Origin of the sequence: Citrobacter telavivensis, from assembly GCF_041807075.1 — a bacterium.
In the GTDB taxonomy this organism is placed as follows: domain Bacteria; phylum Pseudomonadota; class Gammaproteobacteria; order Enterobacterales; family Enterobacteriaceae; genus Citrobacter_A; species Citrobacter_A telavivensis.
In genome coordinates, this window is record NZ_JBGUBF010000001.1 from 1948517 (window position 1) to 1974306 (window position 25790).

At 54.1% G+C, this 25790-nt stretch carries 22 protein-coding genes, 5 tRNA genes and 1 pseudogene; 10 read left to right on the forward strand and 18 right to left on the reverse strand.

The window, feature by feature from the left end; genetic code table 11:
- Nucleotides 1-48 precede the first annotated feature (48 nt).
- Nucleotides 49-1236, forward strand: a complete 1188-nt coding sequence (ompC, locus tag ACERJC_RS09330; RefSeq protein ID WP_373671508.1) for a porin OmpC — start codon at nucleotides 49-51, stop codon at nucleotides 1234-1236.
- Nucleotides 1237-1824: 588 nt separating this feature from the next.
- The gene (locus ACERJC_RS09335; protein ID WP_373671509.1) at nucleotides 1825-4668 is read left to right on the forward strand and encodes an autotransporter outer membrane beta-barrel domain-containing protein; all 2844 of its coding nucleotides are present in this window, start codon (nucleotides 1825-1827) and stop codon (nucleotides 4666-4668) included.
- A gap of 452 nt (nucleotides 4669-5120) precedes the next feature.
- On the opposite strand, the gene ACERJC_RS09340 is transcribed toward ACERJC_RS09335, so the two are convergent.
- Nucleotides 5121-5210 (reverse strand) — tRNA-Ser (locus tag ACERJC_RS09340).
- Nucleotides 5211-5303: 93 nt separating this feature from the next.
- Here ACERJC_RS09340 and mtfA point away from each other — a divergent pair.
- Nucleotides 5304-6101: a DgsA anti-repressor MtfA gene (gene mtfA / locus ACERJC_RS09345; RefSeq protein ID WP_152403930.1), complete on the forward strand. Its 798-nt coding sequence runs from the start codon at nucleotides 5304-5306 to the stop codon at nucleotides 6099-6101.
- Nucleotides 6102-6201: 100 nt separating this feature from the next.
- Nucleotides 6202-6277, forward strand: a tRNA-Asn gene (locus tag ACERJC_RS09350).
- Between the two features lie 36 nt (nucleotides 6278-6313).
- Here ACERJC_RS09350 and cbl read toward each other — a convergent pair.
- A complete protein-coding gene (gene cbl, locus ACERJC_RS09355; protein ID WP_286633560.1) occupies nucleotides 6314-7264 on the reverse strand; it encodes an HTH-type transcriptional regulator Cbl in 951 nt (316 codons plus the stop codon).
- 101 nt (nucleotides 7265-7365) lie between these two features.
- The gene (gene nac / locus ACERJC_RS09360) at nucleotides 7366-8283 is read right to left on the reverse strand and encodes a nitrogen assimilation transcriptional regulator NAC (RefSeq protein ID WP_152403889.1); all 918 of its coding nucleotides are present in this window, start codon (nucleotides 8281-8283) and stop codon (nucleotides 7366-7368) included.
- Nucleotides 8284-8610: 327 nt separating this feature from the next.
- Between nac and ACERJC_RS09365 the strand changes: the two genes are divergently transcribed.
- Nucleotides 8611-8686, forward strand: a tRNA-Asn gene (locus ACERJC_RS09365).
- A gap of 65 nt (nucleotides 8687-8751) precedes the next feature.
- Nucleotides 8752-9031, forward strand: a pseudogene (locus ACERJC_RS09370) (integrase); the annotation flags it as partial.
- A gap of 1 nt (nucleotide 9032) precedes the next feature.
- On the opposite strand, the gene ACERJC_RS09375 reads toward ACERJC_RS09370, so the two are convergent.
- Both ACERJC_RS09375 and ACERJC_RS09380 read right to left on the reverse strand, forming a co-directional pair.
- A complete protein-coding gene (locus ACERJC_RS09375; protein WP_373671510.1) occupies nucleotides 9033-9992 on the reverse strand; it encodes a quinone oxidoreductase family protein in 960 nt (319 codons plus the stop codon).
- 126 nt (nucleotides 9993-10118) lie between these two features.
- The gene (locus tag ACERJC_RS09380) at nucleotides 10119-10508 is read right to left on the reverse strand and encodes a RidA family protein (RefSeq protein WP_152403857.1); all 390 of its coding nucleotides are present in this window, start codon (nucleotides 10506-10508) and stop codon (nucleotides 10119-10121) included.
- Nucleotides 10509-10649: 141 nt separating this feature from the next.
- On the opposite strand from ACERJC_RS09380, the gene ACERJC_RS09385 reads away from it, so the two are divergent.
- The 3 genes from ACERJC_RS09385 (at nucleotide 10650) to ACERJC_RS09395 (ending at nucleotide 14802) form a co-directional block, all read left to right on the forward strand.
- The gene (locus ACERJC_RS09385; RefSeq protein ID WP_373671511.1) at nucleotides 10650-11570 is read left to right on the forward strand and encodes a LysR family transcriptional regulator; all 921 of its coding nucleotides are present in this window, start codon (nucleotides 10650-10652) and stop codon (nucleotides 11568-11570) included.
- Nucleotides 11571-11915: 345 nt separating this feature from the next.
- A complete protein-coding gene (gene shiA, locus ACERJC_RS09390; RefSeq protein ID WP_373671512.1) occupies nucleotides 11916-13232 on the forward strand; it encodes a shikimate transporter in 1317 nt (438 codons plus the stop codon).
- Nucleotides 13233-13347: 115 nt separating this feature from the next.
- Nucleotides 13348-14802: an AMP nucleosidase gene (locus tag ACERJC_RS09395; RefSeq protein WP_373671513.1), complete on the forward strand. Its 1455-nt coding sequence runs from the start codon at nucleotides 13348-13350 to the stop codon at nucleotides 14800-14802.
- A gap of 55 nt (nucleotides 14803-14857) precedes the next feature.
- Here the strand turns inward: ACERJC_RS09395 and ACERJC_RS09400 are convergent.
- Together ACERJC_RS09400 and ACERJC_RS09405 are read right to left on the reverse strand one after the other, a co-directional pair.
- Nucleotides 14858-14933 (reverse strand) — tRNA-Asn (locus ACERJC_RS09400).
- A 99-nt stretch (nucleotides 14934-15032) separates the two neighbouring features.
- A complete protein-coding gene (locus ACERJC_RS09405; RefSeq protein ID WP_373671514.1) occupies nucleotides 15033-16520 on the reverse strand; it encodes an EmmdR/YeeO family multidrug/toxin efflux MATE transporter in 1488 nt (495 codons plus the stop codon).
- 160 nt (nucleotides 16521-16680) lie between these two features.
- Here ACERJC_RS09405 and ACERJC_RS09410 point away from each other — a divergent pair.
- Nucleotides 16681-16756 (forward strand) — tRNA-Asn (locus ACERJC_RS09410).
- A gap of 60 nt (nucleotides 16757-16816) precedes the next feature.
- Here ACERJC_RS09410 and ldtA read toward each other — a convergent pair.
- The 11 genes from ldtA to cbiK form a co-directional block, all read right to left on the reverse strand.
- Nucleotides 16817-17749 (reverse strand): L,D-transpeptidase, encoded by a 933-nt coding sequence (gene ldtA / locus ACERJC_RS09415; RefSeq protein WP_371894883.1) that lies wholly within the window; start codon nucleotides 17747-17749, stop codon nucleotides 16817-16819.
- Nucleotides 17750-17878: 129 nt separating this feature from the next.
- Nucleotides 17879-18946 carry a nicotinate-nucleotide--dimethylbenzimidazole phosphoribosyltransferase gene (cobT, locus tag ACERJC_RS09420; protein ID WP_373671515.1) on the reverse strand — a complete coding sequence of 356 codons (1068 nt, stop codon included), beginning with the start codon at nucleotides 18944-18946 and terminating at the stop codon, nucleotides 17879-17881.
- A 25-nt stretch (nucleotides 18947-18971) separates the two neighbouring features.
- Nucleotides 18972-19715 carry an adenosylcobinamide-GDP ribazoletransferase gene (cobS, locus tag ACERJC_RS09425; protein ID WP_152403843.1) on the reverse strand — a complete coding sequence of 248 codons (744 nt, stop codon included), beginning with the start codon at nucleotides 19713-19715 and terminating at the stop codon, nucleotides 18972-18974.
- Nucleotides 19712-20257, reverse strand: coding sequence for a bifunctional adenosylcobinamide kinase/adenosylcobinamide-phosphate guanylyltransferase (gene cobU / locus ACERJC_RS09430; RefSeq protein WP_152403840.1), 546 nt, complete (start codon nucleotides 20255-20257; stop codon nucleotides 19712-19714). Before cobU ends, cobS begins: the two co-directional genes overlap by 4 nt.
- Nucleotides 20254-21774 (reverse strand): cobyric acid synthase, encoded by a 1521-nt coding sequence (locus ACERJC_RS09435; RefSeq protein WP_373671516.1) that lies wholly within the window; start codon nucleotides 21772-21774, stop codon nucleotides 20254-20256. The genes cobU and ACERJC_RS09435 overlap by 4 nt, the downstream gene beginning before the upstream one ends.
- Complete coding sequence (locus ACERJC_RS09440) at nucleotides 21771-22586, reverse strand: energy-coupling factor ABC transporter ATP-binding protein (RefSeq protein ID WP_152403835.1); 816 nt, start codon at nucleotides 22584-22586, stop codon at nucleotides 21771-21773. The genes ACERJC_RS09435 and ACERJC_RS09440 overlap by 4 nt, the downstream gene beginning before the upstream one ends.
- Nucleotides 22587-22594: 8 nt before the next feature.
- Nucleotides 22595-23272: an energy-coupling factor ABC transporter transmembrane protein gene (locus ACERJC_RS09445; RefSeq protein WP_152406296.1), complete on the reverse strand. Its 678-nt coding sequence runs from the start codon at nucleotides 23270-23272 to the stop codon at nucleotides 22595-22597.
- On the reverse strand, nucleotides 23259-23540 hold the full coding sequence (locus tag ACERJC_RS09450; protein ID WP_042318217.1) for an energy-coupling factor ABC transporter substrate-binding protein: 282 nt from the start codon (nucleotides 23538-23540) through the stop codon (nucleotides 23259-23261). The genes ACERJC_RS09445 and ACERJC_RS09450 overlap by 14 nt, the downstream gene beginning before the upstream one ends.
- 1 nt (nucleotide 23541) lies before the next feature.
- Entirely contained in the window at nucleotides 23542-24279 is a 738-nt protein-coding gene (gene cbiM, locus ACERJC_RS09455; RefSeq protein WP_042318216.1) for a cobalt ECF transporter S component CbiM, read from the reverse strand.
- Nucleotides 24276-24989: a cobalt-factor II C(20)-methyltransferase gene (locus ACERJC_RS09460; protein WP_373671517.1), complete on the reverse strand. Its 714-nt coding sequence runs from the start codon at nucleotides 24987-24989 to the stop codon at nucleotides 24276-24278. Before ACERJC_RS09460 ends, cbiM begins: the two co-directional genes overlap by 4 nt.
- Complete coding sequence (gene cbiK, locus ACERJC_RS09465; protein ID WP_152403831.1) at nucleotides 24986-25780, reverse strand: sirohydrochlorin cobaltochelatase; 795 nt, start codon at nucleotides 25778-25780, stop codon at nucleotides 24986-24988. Before cbiK ends, ACERJC_RS09460 begins: the two co-directional genes overlap by 4 nt.
- Nucleotides 25781-25790: the final 10 nt, after the last annotated feature.

Here is a 25790-nt window from a genome sequence, read left to right on the forward strand (position 1 = left end):
GGAAAGGGGAATATATTCACGTGAATTATCATCATAAGGGAAAACATAATGAAAAGAAAAGTATTGGCAATGCTTGTTCCTGCATTACTTATTGCTGGCGCGGCACATGCAGCTGAAGTCTATAATAAAAATGGCAATAAAGTAGATCTCTACGGAAAAGTGGATGGTTTACACTATTTTTCAGACGACAGCGGCAGCGATGGCGATCAGACCTACGCCCGTCTTGGCTTCAAAGGCGAAACCCAGATCATGGACCAACTGACCGGCTACGGTCAGTGGGAATACAACATCCAGGCCAATGGTACCGAAGGCGACAAAGGCGATTCCGCAACTCGTCTGGCCTTTGCCGGTTTAGGTTTCGGCCAGAATGGTACCTTTGACTATGGTCGTAACTACGGCGTGGTTTACGACGTAGAAGCCTGGACCGATATGCTGCCAGAATTTGGTGGCGACAGCTACACTCAGACCGATGTGTATATGCTGGGTCGTACTAACGGTGTTGCCACCTACCGTAACAAAGATTTCTTCGGTCAGGTTGATGGCCTGAACTTTGCGCTGCAATATCAGGGTAACAATGAAGGTTCAGGCGGATTCGCTGGGCAAGAAGGTTCTGGTAACAGCACCAACCGTAAGCTGGCTCAAGAAAACGGCGACGGTTTCGGTATGTCCACCTCCTACGACTTTGACTTTGGTCTGAGCCTGGGCGCGGCTTACGCCAATTCCGATCGTACCGATAATCAGGTTACTCGTGGTTATGGCGATCGTTCCCATGCCAACAACTATGCTGGCGGTGAAACAGCAGAAGCCTGGACCCTGGGTGCGAAATACGACGCGAACAATATCTATCTGGCCACGATGTATGCTGAAACCCGCAACATGACTTACTACGGCGGTGGCAAAGGTGAAGCAACTGGCGGTATCGCTAACCAGACTAAAAACTTTGAAGCGGTCGCGCAATATCAGTTCGATTTCGGTCTGCGCCCATCCATCGCCTACCTTGTATCTAAAGGTAAGGAACTGGGTGGTCAGGATCACGATGGTGATGGTAACCCACGTTACACCGACAAAGATCTGGTGAAATATGTTGATGTAGGTATGACCTACTACTTCAACAAAAACATGTCTACCTACGTTGATTACAAAATTAACCTGCTGGACAATGATGACAACTTCTATGCAGACAACGGCATCGCGACTGATGACGTGGTTGCTCTGGGCTTAGTGTATCAGTTCTAATTTCCAGAATAATGTCAGGCCCGCTTCCGGCGGGCTTTTTTGTACCTCTTATACTCATTCCACGGCAGCATTCCCGCTTTGACCGTACGCGAAACCGCACCTGAGCATGGTTTCGTAAAACTCCCGCGTAGAAATTCTCTCACCAAAAGAGACTGCTGATATTTTTGCATTTTCTTATTATTAAGAATGTAAAAACAGCCAACACTTTATTGCTTCGGTTTAAAATAAAACAATAAATTAGAAAATTCGACAAACAAATAAGACTTTTACCAAAATATTTATCCAATGATATCGCCGAACTTTTTGACAACATTTTTTGACCTATTTATAGTCACTGCATGGAATAAAGTACGACGGCAGGCATGAGAACAGTTTATTCTTAACGCACTCTCGCAAGAGGGAAGCTAAAAACCCCTTAATTTTCAGCCTTTCTGATGACATTCGGCAATAGAGAACTATTCTCCGGCCTCTCGTCTTAACCGCATCATATAAATAACCCGGTGATGATGGGAGAAAACATTATTGCCCCGCGTATGCAAAATGACAGGGTTCATAGTACCCGCAGTCTGGGTACTATACAGGAGTAGTATGAGCATCAAACAGCACAATGAAAATACTGGGGCCGATCGCCTCACTGAATTTAAAATACGTTCTGCCTCAATTCAACTGGCGACGATCGGCGCTATTGGTTTAAATGCCATTGTCTTTTCGCCATTAGTGGTTGCTGCTGATTTAGGCAGTCAAAATGGTACCAATATTACAGTTAATGATGGTGACAGAATTACAGGAGATAACGTCGATCCTTACGGGAGCATCTATGGCGTAATGACCCCTACAGGCAATACTCCTGGCAACATCAACCTGGGTAATAATGTTACCGTCAATGTTAATGACCCCTCCGGATATGCAAAAGGGATCATTCTTCAGGGTGACAATAGCACCCTGACAGCTAACCAACTGACAGTAAACGTTGTCGGTCAGACCGCTGCCGTCGGCATTACCTTAAATGGTAACTATACACATGCTGACTTGGGTACGGGCAGCACCATTAAAAGTAACGGTAACGGCGTCATTGTTGGGCATAGTTCTACGCTATTAGCCAGCCAACTCTCCATTGAAAACGCGAACGGAACAGGCTTAAGCATCAACGACTATGGCAGCAGTGCCGATCTTGGTAGCGGAAGCCAAATCAAAACCGAGGGTGGCTCAGGGGTTTATATCGGTGGTCTCAACGGTAATTCAGCCAACGGTGTTGCACGTTTTACCGCGACAGATCTGACGATCGATGTTCAGGGTAACAGCGCCTTAGGCATAAACGTACAGAGAAACTCTGTTGTCGACCTGGGAACAAACAGCATCATTAAAACCAATGGCAGCTATGCGCACGGCATCTGGAGCTTTGGCCAGGTTAATGCGAGTGGACTCACAGTGGATGTGAATGGTACTGACGCCAATGGAATTGAAGTGCGTGGTGGAACGACCACTATTGGTGAAGGCAGCCACATTTCTTCCGCCCAGGGGGGTGGGCTCGTGACCAGCGGCACAGGCGCAACGATCAATTTTTCCGGTTCGACAGCGCAACGGAACAGCATACTCTCTGGCGGTTCTTACGGTGCCTCTGCCCAGAGCGCAACGGCCGTTATCAACTTGCAAAACACCGACATTACGGTGGATCGCAATGGCAGCCTGGCGCTGGGTTTGTGGACGCTTGGCGGCGGTAAAATAACCGGTGATAATCTGAGTATCACTGGCGCGGCGGGAACCCGGGGGGTTTACGCCATGACTAACAGCCAGATCGATCTGACAAACGATTTGGTCATTGATATGAGCACGCCCGACCAGATGGCCATCGCGACTCAACATAACGATGGCTATGCAGCCAGTCGAATTAACGCCTCGGGACATATGCTGATCAATGGCAGCGTACTTTCCAGAGGTGGGGTGATCAATCTGGACATGCATTCCGGATCTGTCTGGACGGGTTCCTCCTTCAGCGACAATATCAATGGCGGGACACTGGACGTCGCAATGGATAATAGCGTCTGGAACGTGACGAGTCATTCCAACCTCGATACGCTGGCGCTGACTCATTCAACCGTCGATTTTGCCAGCCACGCCTCAACCGCCAGCGCATTTACCACGTTAAACGTCACGAACCTGAGCGGTAGCAGCACTTTTGTTATGCGTGCCGATGTCGTTGGCGAGGGGGATGGCGTTAATAACGCAGGAGATTTACTGAATGTCAGCGGAAGCAGTGCCGGTAATCACGTATTGACCATCCGCAACCAGGGCAGCGAGGCGACAACGGGAAATGAAGTCCTGACCGTTGTCCAGACCCCCGACGGTGCGGCCTCATTCACCGCCTCTTCTCAGGTTGAGCTGGGGGGATATCTGTATGATGTGCGTAAAAATGGGACCAACTGGGAACTTTACGCTTCCGGGACAGCTCCGGAGCCGGTTCCTGATCCAACACCAGATCCGGCTCAGCCTCCCGTCGTAAAACCCTCTCCCGCGCCTAAGCCAACCACGACCGCAGATGCTGGCGGCAATTATCTCAACGTCGGTTATCTGATGAACTATGTCGAAAACCGCACGCTGATGCAACGGATGGGCGACCTGAGAAATCAGAGCAAGGAAGGTAATATCTGGCTTCGCGGTTACGGGGGAAGCCTGGACTCTTTCGCCAGTGGCAAACTGAGCGGCTTTGACATGGGTTACAGCGGTATACAGTTTGGCGGAGATAAACGTCTCTCTGATGCAACGCCGTTGTATGTGGGTCTGTTTATTGGCTCAACGCGCGCGTCGCCAGACTATCGCGAAGGCGATGGTACTGCACGTTCAGACTATATGGGGATGTACGCCAGCTACATGGCACAAAGCGGATTTTACAGCGATCTGGTTGTAAAAGCGTCACGCCAGAAAAATAGCTTTCATGTACTGGACAGCCAGAACAACGGCGTTAGCGCCAGCGGTAGCACCAATGGATTCAGCGTCTCTCTGGAAGCCGGGCAGAAGTTCAGCCTGAACCAACCTGCTCATGGGCTCTATATTGAGCCACAGGCCCAGTTCACTTACAGCGACCAGAATGACATGGATATGAAGGCGAGTAATGGCCTCAATATCCATCTGAGCCACTACGATTCGATGCTGGGGCGTGCCAGCATAGCACTGGGGTATGACGTCACCACAGGTAACAGCCGGTTGAATATGTATGTGAAGACAGGCGGTATCCGCGAGTTTTCAGGGGATACTGAGTATCGACTGAACCGCTCCCGGGAGAAACACAGCTTCAAAGGTAATGGCTGGAACAACGGCGTGGGTGTGAGTGCACAGTTCAACAAGCAGCACACGCTCTACCTCGAAGCCGATTACACGCAGGGAAATGCTTTTGATCAGAAGCAAGTCAACGGCGGATATCGCTTCAGCTTTTAAGCGCGATGCGGGTGGTGAAGCCGGGATGGACGGATAAAGCATTGTCCTTAACACGAGCTAAAAAGCGCCAGAAAGTGTCATCATTATTTGAAATATATCAATTTCAAAACAATCAACAGAATGCAAAGGTGCGCCAGCACCTCTGCATCTTCCACCGCAATGCAGTTGATGCAACACCGTTTCACAGGCACGCTTAAAAGCGCCCTGGCGGGCACAACTGCGACCACGTCTCGCCAGTTTGCACATCATGGGTGAAAGCGGACGCAGACCACAAAATGAAACATCAGGTTCATGTTCAGGATCGCAAAGTCAGAATATTCACAGCCCTGTATCTTCCTGTTTTGGGTAAATCGGAAGATGATGATGGCGCGAAAAACACCGAGTGGATATACCAACACAATACCAAGTGTGACGGGCGTCGTTGAAAGGAACGTAGCTAACTGCTTGAATAGTGGCGGAGAGAGGGGGATTTGAACCCCCGGTAGAGTTGCCCCTACTCCGGTTTTCGAGACCGGTCCGTTCAGCCGCTCCGGCATCTCTCCGTTTTGATGGTTGCCATCATGCCAGGTAATTTGGCATTTTAACAGACCCTGTCCCTTCAATTTTGTTCAAGTGACGAGTTTGCGAGCAAAACGATGATTAAGTGGCCCTGGAAAGCACAAGACTCCGCGCAAAATGAATCTGCCCAGTGGGAGGAAGCCCTTGCGATCCCCCTGCTTGTGACCTTGACTGCGCAAGAACAAGCCAGACTCATTGCGCTGGCAGAGCGATTCCTGCAACAAAAAAGGCTGGTCGCCCTTCAGGGTTTCGAACTCGACTCGCTGAAAAGCGCGCGCATCGCTCTGCTTTTCTGTCTACCGGTTCTGGAACTGGGTATCGAATGGCTGGATGGCTTCCATGAAGTGCTGATCTACCCTGCTCCCTTTGTTGTCGATGACGAATGGGAAGATGATATTGGCCTGGTCCATAACCAGCGCGTCGTTCAGTCCGGACAAAGCTGGCAGCAAGGGCCGATCATCCTGAACTGGCTGGATATTCAGGACTCTTTTGACGCCTCAGGATTTAACCTGATTATTCATGAAGTTGCCCATAAACTGGACATGCGCAATGGCGATCGCGCCAGCGGCATCCCGCTGATTCCTCTGCGGGAAGTGGCCAGTTGGGAACATGACCTACACGCTGCTATGAACAATATTCAGGATGAAATTGATCTGGTCGGTGAAACCGCGTCGAGTATTGACGCCTATGCGGCAAGCGATCCGGCGGAATGTTTTGCCGTCCTGTCGGAGTATTTCTTCAGCGCCCCGGAGCTCTTTGCGCCACGGTTCCCCGCGCTGTGGCAACGCTTCTGCCAGTTTTATCAGCAGGATCCCCTGCAACGCCTTCGTGATAGCGAAGACGATGACTCGTATAACCCCGCGCAGGTTCACTGATCCCTCGCATTGAGGATTAATTAACCACTTGAAAAGGCGTGCTAATTTTACTGTTGACACGCCGTAGTGAGGTCAGTATCATGCGCCTCGTTCACACGATTCCTCTGTAGTTCAGTCGGTAGAACGGCGGACTGTTAATCCGTATGTCACTGGTTCGAGTCCAGTCAGAGGAGCCAAATTTAAAGAAGCCCGCTTTTTAGCGGGCTTTTTGCTTATATCTGATAATCAATCGCGACGTCATCAGGCTCCATCACCTGTCGCTTTATATCCTCCACGGACAGTCCCGCATTGCAGAGTTCGATAAACCGCCAGACATAGTTGCGCTGGAGTTGCCCACGTTTCAGTCCCAGCCAGACGGTGTTAGCGTCAAACAGATGCCGGGTATCCAGACGCATCAGCGTCCCCTCTTCCTGTTCACCGCTGGATTGCTCCGCCACCAGACCAATCCCCAGTCCTAACGCGACATAGGTTTTAATCACATCAGAATCCTGCGCGCTGAGAACAATATCAGGCAGCAGCCCCTTGCGGGCAAAGGCTTCATCAATGCGGGAACGTCCTGTGATCCCTTGTCGATAGGTGATCAACGGCCAGTGGGCTATCGACTCCAGCGTCACCGGCGAAACCTGGCTCAACGGATGATTGTGCGGCACTAACAGGCTATGATGCCAGCGGAACCAGGGGAATGCGACCAACAGAGGATCGTTGCTCAGGCGTTCACTGGCGATACCAATATCCGCCCCGCCATTTTGCAATAGCGTCTCTATTTCCTGCGGCGTCCCCTGGATTAATTCCAGACGGACTTCCGGGAACAATTCGCGGAAGGCTTTAATCACACCCGGCAGGCTGTAGCGTGCCTGCGTGTGCGTCGTGGCGATGGTTAACACGCCAGAGGTGTCATTGGTGAACAAATCCGCCAGTCGCCGTACGTTACTGGCTTCATTGAGAATGCGCTCGGCAATGACCAGCAGCGCCTTACCTGGTTCAGTCATTCCAAGCAGACGTTTACCCCGACGGATAAATATCTCGATCCCAAGCTCATCTTCTAACTCACGAATATGCCGACTTACCCCTGACTGCGAGGTAAAGAGCATATTGGCGACTTCCGTCAGGTTGTAATCCTGACGTGCTGCCTCACGGATAATTTTAAGCTGCTGGAAATTCACTCGTTGCTCCGGATACATCAGACATGCTGCTATTGTTAGAGTCTGATGTCCGGCATAACAAATAATAAAAACCCGTATCTTATTCCATCATGGAATAACGCTTAGCTGACCAACTGCAACTCGCGGTTATCCAACGCTGGGCTGCTGACCAGCGACATCAGGATCTCTTTCACCGCCTGTGCCTGTGGCGACAAACTCCCCCTAGCCGACATATTCAGCGACAGCGACAGACTCATCGACGGCGAGGTAATTCGCGCCATCCAGCCATTCGCCGCGCCACACAGGGAACGCGCGGCGGATTCCGGCAACACCGTCACGCCCATGCCGCTGGCAATCGCCGCGGTCAGCGTGGCTATCGACTCAATTTCGCCAATGACTTTCGCCGTTAAACGACGCAGCGAGAAGGCTTCATCGACCCGCAAACGGACTGCGCTGTAGTCGCGAGGGAGAAAAAGATTCATCTGTGCGACAGCGGTAAGATCCACGCTCTGCCCAGGGCAGTCACGGGTGCCGACAAGAAAGAGGTCTTCTTTTAACAGAGGTTGACTGGTAATACCTGCCAGCGGGGAACGCTCATAGAGCACCGCCATATCCAGTTGACCATTCAGTAGTTTATCGTTCAGTACGGCACCGCTGTTTTCATGCAGATACACCAGCACTTCGGGCAATTCTGCTCGCACCGCCTGCAAGAGCGGCATGGTGACCGACGACGCAGCCGTCCCCGGCGCAAGACCAATCGACACCTGCCCCGTTAAGGTCTGTCCAACGTTATAGACAGCTAACTGTGCCTGTTCGCACTGACGAAGGATCGTCCGCGCATGCGTGTAGAGAATTTTTCCTGCTTCAGTGGGCGTCACACCTCGTTTGGTGCGAATTAACAGTTGCTGATTGAGCTCACCTTCCAGTGTGGCAACCTGCTGACTCAGCGCGGGTTGTGCGATGTGCAATACTTCAGCGGCCTGCGTCAGGCTACCAATATCGACAATTTTCACGAAATATTTCAATCGTCTGAAGTTCATTTTGCCTCCTGTCCGGAATGCCAGAACCTGTGCTGGCAGTGATGTCAGGAGAGAATTGCAAGATGCTTGCCAGTTTCGGATAAGATCAAAAATTCGCGTTAACCACCCGTAAAATAAGCATTTATGATTGTTATCGGTAATATCGATTTCAGTCAACGTTTTCCGATCTGCCCCATCCGGGGTAGGCTCGCACCAGAATGGGGCAAAACCGGCTGGAGATCGAAAGTTCGCCGCTTTGCTGGTTTTGTCAGCAAACAGACGCACAATCGCATTTCCCCCTTTGACAACCCCAATTGTCGTCGTTAATATGCGCCTCGTTCACACGATTCCTCTGTAGTTCAGTCGGTAGAACGGCGGACTGTTAATCCGTATGTCACTGGTTCGAGTCCAGTCAGAGGAGCCAAATTCTTGTTTTCATGCCACTTTGCTAATCACTATGTGATTCAGATTCAATAAGTTAGCGTGAAAAATCTGGACGGTATAATCTCCCCTCTCGTTAAACGCCACTACTTCTGCGCTTTCACACGAACGACTACCCGAATTGTTGACCCGAATTCAGGACGACCAGCAAGGACGAGAATTAACCCGTCTGGCAGTCTCACTCACCCTGCACCTGTTTATCCGTTCCAGCGAACTACGTTTCGCCCGTGGGTCTGAGATCGATTCCAGAAACAAACTCTGGGCGATTCCTGCTACCCGAGAAGCCGTACCCGATGTCCGCTACTCAGGGCGTGGTGCGAAAATGCGCCTCATGGCTTCATAACGATGCGGCCAAGCGGTTTCGCTGTTTCAGCGAATTCGTGGGCCGCGGCAGCGTTAGCCAGGGGGAAGATGCGGTCAATGACAACCCTGATGCGCCCTGTTGCTACAGCCTGCAACATGTCGTCCACACTTGTCCGAACGCCGGGCCTTTCAAAAAGGGGGCCCATGAACACCCCCATGAGCGTCTGGTTAGACTGCATTGACGGCCACAAATCGACAGTCAGACTGCCACCGCCCGCATTACCGACGAAGACGAGACGTCCTTGCGGAGCGAGTGCAGAAAGCGAAGCAGGCAACGTCGTCCCCACCGGATCGATGACGAGGTCAACACCGGTGCCATGGGTGTACTGTCGGACACTGTCCACGACGTTATTCTCTGCGCGATCCACGACATGAGCGGCACCAAGTTCAAGCAGCCGGTTTCTTCGCTGCGTTCCGCTTGTCACAGCGATGACTGTTGCGCCTGCTTGTGAGGCAAGCTGAACGGCCGCGATCCCTACGCCACCAGCAGCGGCCTGAATAAGGACGGTTTCTCCGTGCCGGAGCATGCCTCGTGTGAAAAGGCAATGATGCGCGGTTCCAAAAGAAATCGGCAACACCGCCGCTTCTGTCATATCCACCCCATCTGGTATAAGCCAGGTTCGTTCCGCGGGTACAGCCCAACGTTCCGCATGCGATCCCTGCATGTGAAAAGCAGCGACTCTGTCCCCAACCGCACGGCTACGGACTTTCGATCCGACGGCAACAACGGTGCCCGCAGCCGCGTAGCCGACAATCCATGAAGGTAAAGGCGGCGGAGTTGAACGGCGATTGATCAGATCTCCACCTTCAATCGAGATAGCCTCGACAGAAATCAGGATGTCATCAGGCCCTGTGACTGGTTCCGGAATATCGACATATTTCAGGACGCCTGGAGCGCCTTCCACGTCATAAACCGCTGCTTTCATAAATTTTCCTCTGTCTCATCAGTAAATCCAGACCAATCTGGCAAACTATCCCGATCCGGCATATACCTCGCCAGGCAGCGCGGGCTGCCTTCTTGAATTTTCGATTGGCGGAAAGACCCGTAACGGTTAGGGCAGCCTGGCAATCACCTTAATCTCAAACTTGAAGCCGTAAAGCCACGTCACGCCGATCCCAGTCAACGTAGGGTAAGGCGCTTCCCCCCAATATTCTGGCAGGATACTCCAGATAGCGTCGAGGTTTGACTCGGGATCAACGACAAAGAGGGTAACGTCAACCACATCACCGAACGTGCAGCCCGCAGCTGCGAGAACAGCATTAAGATTATTGAATGCCAGCCTGACCTGCGCTTTTAGATCGTGCTCAGGCGAACCATCCTCGCGGCTACCAACCTGCCCCGAAACGAACAAGAAACCGTTGGATTTGATGGCTGGTGAATAGCGATTACGCTCATAGAGCGCCTGCCGACCGAAGGGAAAAACTGCTTCACGTGCTGTCATGTTTATACCTTTGCAATGGGGCGAAATCAGCCCGGTGAACATAAAGACACTTTACAGGTGCTGGATCGGGTGGATAAACAAGCGACTTTGTCCATCATTGTTTGTAAAATCCAAACAATCGGTGAAAAGAGAGGATAAGGAATGGATCGTTTCGATGCGATGCGCGCCTTTGCTCGCGTGGTGGAGGCAGGTAGCTTCACAAAGGCTGCCCAAACGCTTCATATGAGCAAAACCACGGTGACGCAACTCATTCAGCAACTGGAAGCGCGCCTGCGCGTCAAGTTGCTCCATCGCACCACCCGCAAGCTCGGCATGACTCCCGATGGCGCGATCTACTACGAACGCGTCATCCGCCTGCTGGCAGACATGGAGGATGCTGAAAACAGCCTGTCCAGTGCGGCGATTACGCCCAGGGGTCGGCTACGGGTGGATGTGCCCAGTCCACTGGCCCGCTTCATTCTGATACCGGCACTACCGGCTTTTCACGCACGCTACCCAGATATCCAGTTCGACATGGGCGTGAGCGACAGGATAGTGGATCTGATCGGCGACAACGTGGATTGCGTCCTGCGCGGTGGTGAAATCAACGACCAGTCCCTAATCGCACGCCATGTCGGAGATTTGCAAATCGGCGTCTACGTCGCCCCCGGTTATGTGGAACGCCTTGGCGCCCCTGCGCACCCGCGAGAGCTGGAAAATACTGACCATCGCATCGTGGGATTCTTGTCCTCACGCACGGGTAAGATTGATCCTCTGATACTGCGCAATGAGAGTGAACATATTGAAATCACGGGCAGCTATGTACTTGCCGTGGATGATGGCAATGCTTACCTGGAAGCTGGGTTAGCCGGGTTAGGCGTGATTGTGCTGCCAGTCTATATGGCGGCACCACATCAGGCTGTTGGCTCTTTGATTCCGTTATTTGCGCAGTGGCGTATCAGTCCAATGCCCCTGCACCTGGCGTTTCCGCCGAACCGCCATGTCAACGCTAAACTACGCGTTTTTATTGATTGGATCATTGAATTGATGCAGCAGCATGTCCCCAATTCCAACAATAAGTAACGACATCCCAGCCCCCTGATTCGCTCATCAGCGTCGATTGGTCGTCATCCTGGTGGTCTTGCAGGATGAGAATCGAGAGTTAGTTAGCTTCCTTATTAGCCAGTTACTGGCTAAGGCGATCCCTGTCAGAGGAGCCAAATTTTGAAAAGCCCGCTTTTTAGCGGGCTTTTTGCTTTTCCGAACACCATACTCGCTTAATTTCCCTGTTCTGCTCTCGTCGGATTAAAAATCGTTTTCTCTTCCTGTCTGTCGCGGTAGTCTCATAGCAGCCGCTTATAGGTTGGCCGCAATGTGTGTGACTCTCATTCCCATACTAATAATAAAATCAGTACAGACAGGATTACTATGGATTCCACCCTCATCTCCACGCCCTCCTCAGAGGAAACCCCATCGCTTAATCGCGCTCGACGCGCCGCGCTGGGCAGCTTTGCCGGAGCCGTCGTCGACTGGTACGATTTTCTGCTTTATGGCATTACCGCAGCCCTGGTATTCAACCGCGAGTTTTTCCCACAGGTTAGTCCGGCAATGGGCACGCTTGCCGCATTTGCAACCTTTGGTGTGGGTTTCTTGTTCCGTCCGCTGGGCGGCGTGATCTTCGGCCACTTCGGCGATCGCTTAGGCCGTAAGCGGATGCTGATGCTCACCGTCTGGATGATGGGGATTGCCACAGCATTGATCGGCATTCTTCCTTCATTCGCCGCTATCGGCTGGTGGGCGCCGGTGCTGTTGGTACTGCTGCGCGCCATTCAGGGATTTGCCGTCGGCGGTGAGTGGGGCGGTGCCGCGTTACTCTCCGTAGAAAGTGCGCCAGAAAACAAAAAGGCGTTCTATAGCAGCGGAGTACAGGTGGGTTACGGCGTCGGTTTGCTTCTTTCCACCGGCCTTGTGTCAGTGATCAGTTATCTGACCACCGACGAACAGTTTCTGAGCTGGGGCTGGCGCATTCCGTTCCTGTTCAGCATCGTCCTGGTGCTCGGCGCGCTGTGGGTGAGAAACGGGATGGAAGAGTCCGCTGAATTTGAACAGCAAAAGCAGCAACCCTCTGAAGAGAAAAAACGCCTGCCGGTGATGGAAGCGCTCGCCCGCCATCCGGGAGCATTTTTAAAGATTATTGCGCTTCGCCTGTGCGAACTGCTGACCATGTATATTGTTACCGCTTTCGCCCTGAACTACTCGACGCAAAATCTCGGTCTGCCGCGTGAGCTCTTTTTGAATATTGGCCTGCTGGTTGGTGGGCTGAGCTGTCTGACTATCCCCTGCTTTGCCTGGTTAGCAGATCGTTTTGGCCGCCGACGCGTTTATATTACCGGCGCGTTGATTGGCACGCTGAGCGCATTTCCGTTCTTTATGGCGCTCGAATCACAGTCGATCTTCTGGATTGTCTTCTTCTCGATAATGCTCGCCAATATCGCCCATGACATGGTGGTCTGCGTACAGCAACCCATGTTCACCGGCATGTTTGGCGCGGGATATCGCTACAGCGGGGCTGGCGTGGGTTATCAGGTCGCCAGCGTGGTGGGCGGCGGATTTACCCCCTTCATCGCTGCGGCGTTGGTCACCTTCTCTGGCGGCGACTGGCACAGTGTGGCTATCTATCTACTGGCCGGCAGCCTGATCTCGGCCGCTACCGCATTGTTGATGAAAGATAAGCAACACGCCTGAGTACTCTGCGAGGGCCATTCGGCTCTCGCCTCTTCTCTAAAACTCTGCCTTTTGTTTCACATTCTGGTGACATACTATCAGGTGAGCAGTACACCTGTAGAACAAGGAGACACAGATGAAGAGTAAGGGCTCCAGCCTGACACCTGCACAAGCGCTGGAAAAACTTGACGCACTCTACGAGCAGTCAGTTAAGGCGCTACGCAGTGCCATTGGCAAGTACATTGAAACGGGGGAACTTCCCGATATCATCGCCCGGAGTAAAGGTCTTTTTGTTTACCCATCGCTTTCTGTTACCTGGGATGGCAATGCCACCAATCCCCCCAAAACCCGCGCGTATGGACGCTTTACCCATGCGGGTTGCTATACCACCACCATCACCCGGCCAGGACTGTTTCGTCCCTATCTGGAAGAGCAACTCACGCTGCTGTATCAGGATTACGACGCCCAGATAACCGTAGAGCCTTCGCAGCATGAAATCCCCTATCCCTACGTGATTGATGGTTCCGAACTCACACTTGATCGCTCCATGAGTGCCGGGTTAACCCGCCATTTCCCAACCACCGAGCTGGCGCAAATTGGCGATGAAACCGCAGATGGCATCTATCATCCGGTCGAGTATTCTCCCCTGTCGCACTTTGACGCGCGCCGGGTCGATTTCTCTCTTGCACGTTTGCGCCACTATACCGGGACGCCAGTGGAACATTTTCAGCCGTTCGTGTTGTTCACCAACTACACCCGCTATGTGGATGAGTTTGTACGCTGGGGATGCAGCCAGATTCTGGATCCGGACAGCCCGTATATTGCCCTCTCCTGCGCCGGAGGGATCTGGATCACGGCTGAAACGGAAGCACCCGAAGAAGCGATTTCCGATCTGGCATGGAAGAAACATCAGATGCCAGCATGGCATCTGATCACTTCCGACGGTCAGGGGATCACGCTGGTGAATATTGGTGTAGGCCCGTCTAACGCCAAAACGATCTGCGACCACCTGGCGGTACTGCGCCCGGATGTCTGGTTGATGATTGGTCACTGCGGCGGTCTGCGTGAAAGCCAGGCGATTGGCAACTACGTGCTTGCTCATGCCTATCTGCGTGACGATCAGGTGCTCGATGCGGTACTGCCGCCAGATATCCCGATTCCAAGTATCGCTGAGGTACAGCGCGCCCTGTATGACGCAACGAAGATGGTCAGCGGCATGCCCGGTGAAGAGGTCAAACAGCGTCTGCGTACCGGAACAGTGGTGACCACTTCCGATCGCAATTGGGAACTGCGCTACTCCGCCTCGGCGCTACGCTTTAACCTGAGCCGTGCCGTAGCGATTGACATGGAAAGCGCCACTATTGCCGCGCAGGGTTACCGTTTCCGTGTGCCATATGGCACCTTGCTGTGCGTCTCTGATAAGCCACTGCATGGCGAGATCAAACTGCCCGGTCAGGCAAACCGTTTCTACGAGGGGGCAATTTCCGAACACCTGCAGATTGGTATTCGCGCTATTGACCTGCTGCGTGCTGAAGGCGACCGTCTACACTCCCGTAAACTGCGCACCTTCAACGAGCCGCCGTTCCGTTAAGCTGATCTGAAGATGGAAAAGCAAAAAGCCCGCTAAAAAGCGGGCTTCTTAAATATGGCTCCTCTGACTGGACTCGAACCAGTGACATACGGATTAACAGTCCGCCGTTCTACCGACTGAACTACAGAGGAATTGTGTGAACGGGGCGCATATTAGCGACGCCCACTGCCAATGTCAAAGCCTGAATGCGCTATCGCGACTGTTTGCCGAAATATTCTCCACTTCGTCGTTTATTCAGACACAACGGGGGATTTTGTCACCTTTTCATGTTTCGGACGCGGATACTTCCAGAGCCAACGACCGCTAACCATACGCCAGTAAAACAGCACTGCACGTACTGCCCAGTCGAAGAACATCCCCATCCAGACCCCCACGACACCCCAGCCTAGTACGATCCCCAGCGTATAGCCAGCAACCACACGGCAGCCCCACATCCCCAGCATCGATACCCACATGGCGAAACGAGCATCACGCGCGCCTTTAAACCCTGAAGGTAAAACCCAGGAAGCGGCCCAGATCGGCATAAATGCCGCGTTGAGCCAAATCAGGATGACAACAACGTCTTTTACCTCCTGATCGCGGGTGTAAAACGATGCCATCAGCCCGGCAAACGGTGCACTCAACCAGGCGATAGCGGTCAGGCCAATAGTGGAAAGCCAGAACACATGACGCAGTTGAATCTCTGCCTGGGCAATTTGTCCGTTTCCCAGACGCCTTCCGGTAATGATGGTGGATGCAGACCCCAGCGCGTTCCCCGGCAGGTTAATCAGCGCGGCAATGGAGAAAGCAATGAAATTACCGGCAATGACGCTGGTCCCCATCCCGGCGACGAACATCTGCGTTAACAACTTACCGCCGTTGAATAGTACGGATTCAATACTGGCTGGGATACCAATCCCCATCACTTCCCAGATGATGGCGAAGTTCAACGGTTTAAAATAACTTTTCAGCGATATGCGCAGCGCCGGATTAAACCCAATCATCAGTACCCAGATAATGGCGATCGCGCCGATATAGCGCGAAATGGTCAGGCCCAGTCCAGCGCCGACAAAACCGACCCCTTGCCAGGAAAAAATCCCGTAAATCAGGATGCTACTGATAATAATGTTGAGGATATTCATCCCACCATTAATCAGCAGTGGGATTTTCGTATTGCCCGCACCGCGCAACGCACCGCTGCCAATCAGGGCGATCGCCGCAGCAGGGTAGCTAATGACCGTTAATTCCAGATAGGTCAGCGCCAGTGCCTTCACTTCCGCCGTTGCTTCTCCCGCAACAACATTGATAATCTGCGCACCAAAGTAGTGAATCACCGCCGCCAGAATCACGGCAAACAGCGTCATAATCACCAAAGATTGTCGGGCCGCCGCACGGGCGCGTCTGCGATCGCGCTTACCGAGGCTAAAGGCCACCACGACCGTCGTTCCCAGATCGATAGCAGCAAAAAAGGCCATAATCACCATATTGAAACTGTCGGCCAGACCGACGCCCGCCATCGCCTCCTTCCCCAACCAACTGACCAGAAACGTACTGAGTACGCCCATCAGCAAAACACAGGTATTTTCCAGAAATATAGGCACGGCAAGCGGGGTAATTTCGCGCCAGAAAAGGACCTTATAACTCTTGCGTTTGGCATACCAGGGCGTGCGGGCGACGGCCTGGCGTAGGGCTGCGGAGACGTTCAAAATGGACCTTAGAGAAGAAAGTTGAAACCTCATTTCAAATGATGAGGGAGAAACGGAAAAGCTGCAAAGTTTTTTCCCGATAAAATCACTGCAATTGCAACAAATTGTTGAGAGAAGCGCCAATTAATCGCCAATGTCGGAAATGGGGTTTGACAAAAGATTTTTCGCCGCTAAGATAAGCCTCCACAACGATTCCTCTGTAGTTCAGTCGGTAGAACGGCGGACTGTTAATCCGTATGTCACTGGTTCGAGTCCAGTCAGAGGAGCCATATTTAAGAAGCCCGCTTTTTAGCGGGCTTTTTGCTTTTCTGACAGCAGCCTCAGCGCCATCAAATTCCGGTTTGCCCATGGCTAATGTTGACGGGCATCCCCGAGCGGCGTTCGAGCGCTTCGCTGACGCGGTGAACATCCACACCCTCACCGCTCATAAAGCTACGCATCACAGGCGTGATCGGCAGTGGGACTTTTTTGTCAGATTCATATTCTGAGCGGTTACGGGACAGTGGTTCGTGCACTTCCACCCAGCGACTGCCATCCGGTTCTGTGGTGGTTTTCACCGGCTGATCGATGATCTGCACGCGGGTTCCCACAGGTACATTCTGGAACAGATGCTCGATATCATCGTTGCGTAAACGAATGCAGCCCTGGCTCACGCGCAGACCAATGCCGAAATTAGCATTGGTGCCATGAATAGCGTACAGCTTGCCAATATAGATAGCGTACAGCCCCATGGGGTTATCCGGCCCGGCAGGAACGAAGGCGGGCAGGCTTTCTCCCCTTCTCGCGTATTCACGACGGGTATTCGCCGTTGGCGTCCAACTCGGTGCCTCCTGCTTACGCTCAACTTTCGTCACCCAGTTACGCGGCGTTTCTCGCCCTGCCTGACCAATACCGATAGGGAAAACCTCAACGGTATTACTGCCGTTCGGATAGTAGTAGAGACGCATCTCCGCCACGTTCACGACAATACCCTGACGAACGGTAGCCGGCAGAATGATTTGCTGCGGCACAACCAGCGTTGAACCCGACTTCGGCAGGAACACATCCACATCCGGATTGGCTTCCAGCATATTGCTCAGCCCTTGTCCGTACTGCGCGGCAAAAGCCTCAAGCGGTTGAGTATTCTTATCAGGGACAGTGATCGTCAGCGGATTTCCGACCAGACGACTTCCTTCAGGTGGTAGTGGATAGCTGACAGCCAGCGCGCTCTGGCTTGCAAACAGCATAAATAATGAACAGAACAATTTTACACGAGGCAACATTTCCCTTTCCTCAGTCGCGGCAGATGTAGGGAAATTATAGCTTTTTTAGCGTGCGTAAACCTATACCCTCTGCCGTCTTCTGAAACTGGCCGGCGAACAGCACAGTGCGCAGGCCAGAAAACAGACGTATCAGACGGTTTCTTTACCATCCGGCAGTACGATATTGCTGGCAGCCAGTTGCCCCATGTTGCTGTACATCGCGCAAGCGGCCTCCACGATCGGCATAGCCAGTGCGGCACCGCTGCCTTCGCCCAGACGCATTCCCATATTGAGATAGGGATCGAGCTCCAGATGCTCCAGCGCAATCCGCGCCCCTTTTTCGGCGGAGAAGTGCGAAGGAATCAGATACGGCTTGATCTCAGGCGCAATCTGGCAGGCTGCCAACGCAGCGGAATAGGACAAGAAGCCATCCAGCAACACCGGTAAGCCGCAGGAAGCGGCCCCCAGAATGACCCCCGCCATGCCCACCAGATCAAAACCACCGACTTTCGCCAGCACGTCCAGTCCATCATGCGGATTGGGTTGGTTGACGGCAATCGCGCGACGAACCACCTCCACTTTATTTCCCACGCGGGAAAGCGGCAGATTGGCGCCAATCCCTACCACTGCTTCAGCCTCGCTGCCTGTCAGCACGCTGACAATCGCCGCGGCAGGCGTGGTATTCGCCATCCCCAATTCACCCACGCCAAACAGCGTCACGCCGCGCTGTGCCTGTTCGCGCGTGTAGCGAATAACTTCCAGCAGCAGCTCTTCCGCCTGCGTACGGCTCATTGCCGGACCAGTCGCAATATTCCCGCACCCTCGCGCCACGCGCATGTTCACCACGCCGGGGATGAGTTCCGCATCAATCCCCACGTCGATCACATGAACCTTTGCACCAGCATGGGCCGCAAGCACGCAGACGCCCGTCGTGCCGCGCGTCATATTGGCTGCCTGAATAGCGGTCACCACTTTAGGTGAAACGGCAACCCCTTCATCCCAGACTCCGTGATCGGCACACATCACCAGTATCGCTTTCTCACCGACACGCGGTACCCCGTTCAAACCCGGCATACCCGCCAGTTGTACCGCCAGCGCCTCCAGTCGTCCAAGACTACCCGGCGGCTTAAGCAGACCGTCAATATGCTGCTGCGCTCGCGTCATGGCGTCACGGTTCATCGGCGGAATTTCGCACAGTAAAGAGGTTAACGTTTGCATAAGGGTTCTCATTGTGTTGGCTGACTCACAGCAGAGCCAGCAGGAATATCAGCTCACCAAGTTCGATTGCCGCACCCAGCGTATCGCCGGTTTGCCCACCCAACGTACGTTTTAGCAGTTGTCCCAGCAGGAAGATCGCCACCATCGTCACGACCAGCGCCGCGATGCCCTGCATTCCGGGCAGGAGGACCGCCGCCAGAATCGCCGCAAGGCCAAGAGTAAAGCAGGTTTGCGTTCCGGTGACATGGCCGATAAACACATTGCCTAACCCCTCTTCACGGGCGTAGCGATGGCGGTACATCAACAGCACGGCCGTCCCGCGCCCTACCGCACAGGCGGCCGCCAGCGCCGCCAGCACAGGAGTACCGCGTAGCGCCAGTTCGCTGACCACCAGAACTTTCGCCAGCAGAACAAAAATGAGCGCCAGGCCGCCATGCGTTCCCAGGCGGCTGTCGCGCATAATCTCCAGCATGCGTTCCCGACTACGGGCAGAGAAAACACCGTCACAGGTGTCGGCCAGACCATCGAGGTGAAAACCTCCCGTCATCAGCGCCAGCGCTAACACGGTGAAAAGCGCTGCCAGCGGTGCGCCGCACCAGGGCTGAAAGAGCATAAACACCAGCCCACTCAAGGCACCAAGCAGCAGGCCAATGAGTGGGAAAGTCACAATACCGCGTGAATACTGATCGAACTCCAGTCCTTGCGACCAGCGGCCAGGAACAGGCAAACGCGTAATAAAAGAGAGCATTGCCCAGAACAACTTACTCATTTAATTTTGACTCCAATACCGGATACCACCAGCCAGACCTCATCCGCCGCAGCCGCCAGACGCTGATTCACGCGCCCGGCGATATCCCGAAAGTGACGAGCCAGACGGTTTTCCGGCACAATCCCCATCCCGACTTCGTTGGTTACCAACACCACCTTCGCCGGACATCGCTGGCAGGCCGCGATCAGCGTCTGGATCTCCGCCTCAATCGCCGTTTCCAGGGCCGCGTAGTCCCAGCTATCCGGATCGCTGTCACCGCCAAAGGCAAACAGCAGGTTAGTGACCATCGTCGTGATACATTCCAGCAGAATGGCCTCATCCGGCGCGTTATCCGCAGCGATCAGCGCATCAAGATGTTGCCAGCGCTCGGCAGTACGCCAGTGCGCTGGGCGACCCTCGCGATGATGCTGAATACGCGCGGCCATCTCGTCATCAAAAATCTGCGATGTCGCGATGTACAGCACCTGCGGGGAATCCGCGATTAGCGCTTCGGCATGACGACTCTTACCGCTGCGCGCGCCGCCAGTGACCAGAATCATCATACGGACTCCCGGTGTTGCTGCATGATGGTATAAATTTTCTCAATATCGATGTGTTGCCGCATCGCATCCGCCAGCAGATCGAACTGCTGCGATTTATATTGCGCGTATTGGAAGGCGGGATCCAGGGGAGCCAGGCCTTTACGCACGCGCAGGCCGTTAATCAACGCCCGCGTAAAGCCATCACTGTCGAACAGACCGTGCAGATAGGTGCCAAACACCCGTCCGTCTGCCGTGACGGCGCCATCCGCGACGTTTTCGCCGTGCTTCTGGAGTTGCATCACCGACCGACAGTCACCGTTCAGCGTCGTTTCACCCATATGAATTTCATAGCCGCGTACCGGCAACCCGGACGCCGCAGACAGCCAGTCAGGCAGTGCCGACGACATCGTCGCCGTTACCTGAGTAGTGGTTTTCCGCTGGGCAAAGTGGGTGACAGTATCAAGCAACCCCAGTCCCGGCAGCGTTCCCAGTCCCGATTCAACCTCATCAATGATGGTTTCACCGAGCATCTGATAGCCGCCGCAGATCCCAACGATGGGGATGTTTTGCTGGTGCGCCTGCAACACCGCGTGAGCCATGCCGCTTTCACGTAGCCATACCAGATCGCCGAGCGTATTTTTGCTGCCCGGCAGGAGAACCAGATCAACATCCGCCAACTCTTGCGGATGGCGTACATAGCGCACGCGCACATCAGGTTGCGCTGCCAGCGCGTTAAAATCGGTGAAATTGGAGATATGCGGGATTTGCACCACCGCAATGTTGATATCGCGTTTTTCCGTACGCAGGTATTTCCCTTTTTGCAGCGCCACGCCGTCTTCATCCTCGAGATCGACATCCAGCCACGGCATCACCCCCAGTACGGGAACGCCGGTCAGGCTTTCAATCTGTTCGATGCCGGGATTAAGCAGCGCCACATCACCGCGAAATTTATTGATGATCACCCCTTTCACTCGCGCACGCTCGTGTTCATGCAGCAGCGCCAGCGTACCGTAAATAGAGGCGAACACCCCGCCGCGATCGATATCGGCGACCAGAATCACCGGGCACTGCGCCATCTCGGCCATTCCCATATTAACGATGTCGCGGTCGCGCAGGTTGATCTCCGCCGGACTGCCCGCGCCTTCCAGCACCAGTACATCAAACTCCTGCGCCAGACTGGTATAAACGGAGAGGATTTGCTCGCGCAGACGCGGTTTGTATTCGTGATAGCTGACCGCGTCCATATCGGTCGCCACCTGCCCCATTAGTACCACCTGCGCCTTGCGATCGCTGGTCGGTTTCAACAGCACCGGATTCATACGGACATCCGGCACAATACCCGCCGCTTCGGCCTGGAATATCTGCGCGCGGCCCATCTCTTTCCCCTCCGGCGTAATGCCGGAGTTGAGCGCCATATTCTGCGACTTGAACGGTGCGGTCCGCAGACCGTCCTGATAAAATATGCGGCACAAACCCGCCACCAGAACGCTCTTGCCGACGTCAGACGCCGTTCCCTGCAACATAATGGCCTGCGTCATGACGCCTCCTTGATTGCGCGTTGTCGCATACAACTGAAAAATTCATCTTCGGTTTTGCACAGCGGCATGCCTAACTGCGCGTGCAGTTTCACCAGCCAGGGTTGCGTTAACCCGGCCTCTTCAATCAGCGCCGTGCGAGCAAAGACCTCGCCCGGTTCACCGTGCGCCAGCACTTCGCCATGACGTAAGACGTAGACGGCGTTGCTGACTTCATAAATCAGATCAATATCATGGCTGGAGATCACCACGTGGTTTCCCTGCGCCACAATCCGTTTGATGATGTCAATCATCTGGCTGCGCCCCGAAGGATCAAGACCCGCCGTGGGTTCATCGAGTAACAGGTATTTCGCCCGTAACACCAGCGCGCCGGCGATGGCCACTCGTTTCTTCTGACCGTGACTTAAGCACTGAATCGGCTGCTGGCGAAAATGCTGAGCATCTACCAGCGTTAACGCCTCGTCGACTCGTCGGGCAATTTCCGCTTCCTCCACGCCAAGATTGCGCAGGCTGAAAGCGATATCGCTGTCGATATCGGTGTAGAAAATTTGCTGATCGGGATCCTGAAATACCGTCGCCACCTGCTGACGCAGCGCCAGTAAACCGCGCTTACTGTAGTCTAGCGGTTTTCCCTGCCACAGTACCGCGCCCTGCTGCGGTCGCAGTAAGCCGCTCAGATTCATAAACAGGGTGGATTTCCCACAGCCGTTGGCCCCCACCAGTCCGGTGACGGCGTGCTGCGAAAAATCCAGCGTCAGCCCTTTAAGTACCTGCGCATCCTGATAACGAAACCAGAGTTCGGTGGTGGCAAGCATGTTTTTCCTTACAGGTGAAAATCACCCTGATACAATTTGATATCTAACGTCGCCGCCATTTGCTGATAGCGAATCAGCACCCGGGTGAACAGAACGCCCACCAGCATTGCCAGCGAGCGATAGCCAATCGGCAGACTACGATAGCCAAAACGCAGCGTCTGCGCGCGATGAATTGCCATCGCTTCATCTAACAGAATAAAAATAAAGCGCCAGGTCAGCAGGATCTGTTCCGTCAGCAGGCGCGGCACCCGCGCCCGTTTGAGCAGGACGATCAACTGCGGAAACGGCAGATTAAGCACCAGCCAGAACGTGGCGGCCAGCGCAGCCAGACTGCGCCAGAACGTCTCGTTAGCGGTATGAAGTCCTGACGCCGTCACGCCCAGCCAGTAACTGCCCACGGGGAAACTTACCAGCAGCGTTTGCGGGTCGCGGCTGACGCTGAACAGGATCGTCACCACGCCGACCAGTAAAAAACCAAACGGCAACGCCATCCAGCGACACCAGCGACGCAGGGAGATCCGCAGCAGCCAACAGGTCAGCCCGGCTATCAGCGCCAGTTCGATCCCCTGCCCCCACGCAGGCAAGGTAAAAGCCAGAATCATCAACAGCAGCCAGAACAGAAACTTACGTTCAGGAGCGATGTGAAACCAGCGGCTCTGATAGCTCAGTCGATCAAGCCCGGTCATCACGGCGTTGTCTGCCTTTGGTGTAACCCAGAATATAGAAAATCACCGCCGCGCCAATCGACCCCTGTAAGGTAAACAGCAGGCTTTCAATTTCCCCACTCGCCGGTTCGTACAGCGGTTGGAACCACGGCTCATAATGCGGAGCGACCACCTGAATCTGGCTTTCCGCCTCGCCGTCTGAACCACCAAACTCTCCGCCATGGTCAATAAAAAACGGCAAAATGACCAGGGCAATCACCATGGCTAACAATATCAGCGTCTTTTTCATCTTAATGTCCTTGCGCGGTAATCAGTTGCCGTTTCGTCAACTGGTCGTAGATCATCACGGTCAGCAATCCTTCGGCGATAGCAATCGGGATCTGCGTCAGGCAGAAAATCCCCATAAACTTGACGACAGACCCTGTCGCACCCGCCTCGGGATCCGGGAAAGCCACGCCCAACTGCACCGACGTGACAAAGTAGGTCACCAGATCCGCCAGCATCGCGCAGAGGAAGACACCGACATCCCGGCGGATCCCGGCGCGGCAGGCCATTTTCCACACCATATAACCGACAACCGGGCCAATCACCGCCATCGACATGCCGTTTGCGCCCAGGGTGGTTAAGCCACCGTGCGCCAGCAGCAGCGCCTGGAACAGCAGGACGATAGCGCCGAGAACCGCCACCACGCCCGGCCCAAACAGGATAACCGCCAGCCCAACGCCCGTCGGATGTGAGCAGCTACCAGTGACCGACGGGATCTTCAGTGCGGACAGCACAAAGATAAACGCCCCACACAGCGCCAGCAGCACTTTCTGATGACTGTCGTCCATCACGATATGACGCAAACGCACCAGTCCATACCACAGGCACGGTAAAAACAGCAGCCACCAGGCCAGCGCCCACATCGGCGGTAAAAACCCTTCCATAATGTGCATGGCGAACGCCTGCTCCGGCACAATCATCAGCAATAGCGCCGCAGCCAGCCCACTGAATGACAGCTGTTTCAGCTGTTGTTCGAGTTTCATTCTGCATACTCCCACTGTTTGTTGACCAGGATGGTCGAGAAATAAGGCAACGGCTGATCGTCGCTGACCTCGTTGAGATGCCGCCAGCACTGCTCTCCCGGGAGCGTGGCCTCGGACATCATCAGTGCACAGTCCAGTAATCCGGCCTGTTCCAGCAGCGCTTTAATCCGCGCGAATCGACCATACACTTTCATTAAAACCAGACTGTCGTGTTGACGGAGCGCCTGGGCGATTTCCGCTTCCGGCGCGGTACAAGAGATCACCGCCAGCGACTGTTGTTCCATCGCCAGCGGCGTTTTGGATCGTGCGGCAATGGCGGCAAACGACGTCACGCCAGGGACAATTTCCAGCCAGTCAGGACAACCGATGCGCTGTAGCAAAAAGACCCAGGTACTGAACAACATGGCGTCGCCCAGGGTGATAAATCCCACCTGTTTACCCGCCTTCACTTCTTTAACCAGCGCGGCGGCCACTTCATCCCAGACCGCCTCTTTTTCCGCGCTGTCTGCACTCATGGGAAAATGACAACAGCGCACTTCGGTGTTTTTGCCGATGTATTCCCGCACGATGGAAAGCGCGAGGCTGTCGCCGCCCTTACGTCCCGCTGGTGCATAGAGAATGTCCAGCGCCCCCAGAATGCGTGAAGCGCGAACGGTGATCAGATCGGCCGCTCCCGGACCGGTGCTCAGGGCGTACAGTTTGCCGCTCATGCCGCTTCCTCCATCGCCACGCTCAGCGCCTGTTGCAGATGCGCAACGAACATCGCTCGTACCGCCGGATTTTCGCCAAGACCGCTCAGCCACGGCGTTGCCGTGATCCCTGCCGCAGTAAACAACGTTTTCCACGAGTCATCTTCGTCAGAGGCCATATCGTTGATGGCGTGATCCCCCGCCACCAGCATCAGCGGCATCAGATGGACGGCTTTGACGCCCTCTTTGCTCAGGCTCTCGATCAGAATGTCGACTTCCGGATAGCTCTCCACCGCGCCGACGCGCGCCGGGAAACCCTGCGCCATCATCATGTGATCGAGGCAGGCATAGGCGGCAAACGCGTGGTGACTGGCACCGTGGCCCATGAACACCACTTTTTCATTGTCGGCAGGCACAGGCATCTGCTGTCGCAGGGCCAGCATTAACTGCGCGTAATCATCATGGCTACTCAGCAGCGGCACGCCCAGCGTCAGGCGGACAAACAGCGGACGCAGACTCTGCACTTCACGGACAATTTTTTCGTATTCGTCGCCGTTAATAATGTGCAGTGACTGAATCGCCACATCCTGATATCCCTGCTCAGCAAGCTTTTGCAGCGCCTGCAGCGGGGTGTCTATCTCGATTCCATCACGCTGTTTAAGCTTGCGAATAATCATTCCTGAGGTAAAGGCACGGAACAAATCGCGGTCGGGACAGCTGGCGGCCAGATCGCGCTCGCAGGCCACAATGTTCTTCTCGCAGGTGTCGTGATAGCTGGTGCCAAAGCTTATCACCAGAAGCGCTTTTTTCATTTTCTGACTC

Coding starts and splice junctions, on each gene's coding strand:
- nac (WP_152403889.1), bottom strand. CDS start 8,283: ATGAACTTCAGACGATTGAAATATTTCGTGAAAATTGTCGATATTGGT.
- ACERJC_RS09385 (WP_373671511.1), top strand. CDS start 10,650: ATGGATCGTTTCGATGCGATGCGCGCCTTTGCTCGCGTGGTGGAGGCA.
- cobT (WP_373671515.1), bottom strand. CDS start 18,946: ATGCAAACGTTAACCTCTTTACTGTGCGAAATTCCGCCGATGAACCGT.
- cobS (WP_152403843.1), bottom strand. CDS start 19,715: ATGAGTAAGTTGTTCTGGGCAATGCTCTCTTTTATTACGCGTTTGCCT.
- ACERJC_RS09440 (WP_152403835.1), bottom strand. CDS start 22,586: ATGCTTGCCACCACCGAACTCTGGTTTCGTTATCAGGATGCGCAGGTA.
- ACERJC_RS09435 (WP_373671516.1), bottom strand. CDS start 21,774: ATGACGCAGGCCATTATGTTGCAGGGAACGGCGTCTGACGTCGGCAAG.
- ACERJC_RS09375 (WP_373671510.1), bottom strand. CDS start 9,992: ATGAAAGCAGCGGTTTATGACGTGGAAGGCGCTCCAGGCGTCCTGAAA.
- mtfA (WP_152403930.1), top strand. CDS start 5,304: ATGATTAAGTGGCCCTGGAAAGCACAAGACTCCGCGCAAAATGAATCT.
- ACERJC_RS09405 (WP_373671514.1), bottom strand. CDS start 16,520: ATGAGGTTTCAACTTTCTTCTCTAAGGTCCATTTTGAACGTCTCCGCA.
- cbiK (WP_152403831.1), bottom strand. CDS start 25,780: ATGAAAAAAGCGCTTCTGGTGATAAGCTTTGGCACCAGCTATCACGAC.
- ompC (WP_373671508.1), top strand. CDS start 49: ATGAAAAGAAAAGTATTGGCAATGCTTGTTCCTGCATTACTTATTGCT.
- shiA (WP_373671512.1), top strand. CDS start 11,916: ATGGATTCCACCCTCATCTCCACGCCCTCCTCAGAGGAAACCCCATCG.
- ldtA (WP_371894883.1), bottom strand. CDS start 17,749: ATGTTGCCTCGTGTAAAATTGTTCTGTTCATTATTTATGCTGTTTGCA.
- ACERJC_RS09380 (WP_152403857.1), bottom strand. CDS start 10,508: ATGACAGCACGTGAAGCAGTTTTTCCCTTCGGTCGGCAGGCGCTCTAT.
- ACERJC_RS09335 (WP_373671509.1), top strand. CDS start 1,825: ATGAGCATCAAACAGCACAATGAAAATACTGGGGCCGATCGCCTCACT.
- ACERJC_RS09450 (WP_042318217.1), bottom strand. CDS start 23,540: ATGAAAAAGACGCTGATATTGTTAGCCATGGTGATTGCCCTGGTCATT.
- ACERJC_RS09395 (WP_373671513.1), top strand. CDS start 13,348: ATGAAGAGTAAGGGCTCCAGCCTGACACCTGCACAAGCGCTGGAAAAA.
- ACERJC_RS09445 (WP_152406296.1), bottom strand. CDS start 23,272: ATGACCGGGCTTGATCGACTGAGCTATCAGAGCCGCTGGTTTCACATC.
- cbiM (WP_042318216.1), bottom strand. CDS start 24,279: ATGAAACTCGAACAACAGCTGAAACAGCTGTCATTCAGTGGGCTGGCT.
- cobU (WP_152403840.1), bottom strand. CDS start 20,257: ATGATGATTCTGGTCACTGGCGGCGCGCGCAGCGGTAAGAGTCGTCAT.
- ACERJC_RS09460 (WP_373671517.1), bottom strand. CDS start 24,989: ATGAGCGGCAAACTGTACGCCCTGAGCACCGGTCCGGGAGCGGCCGAT.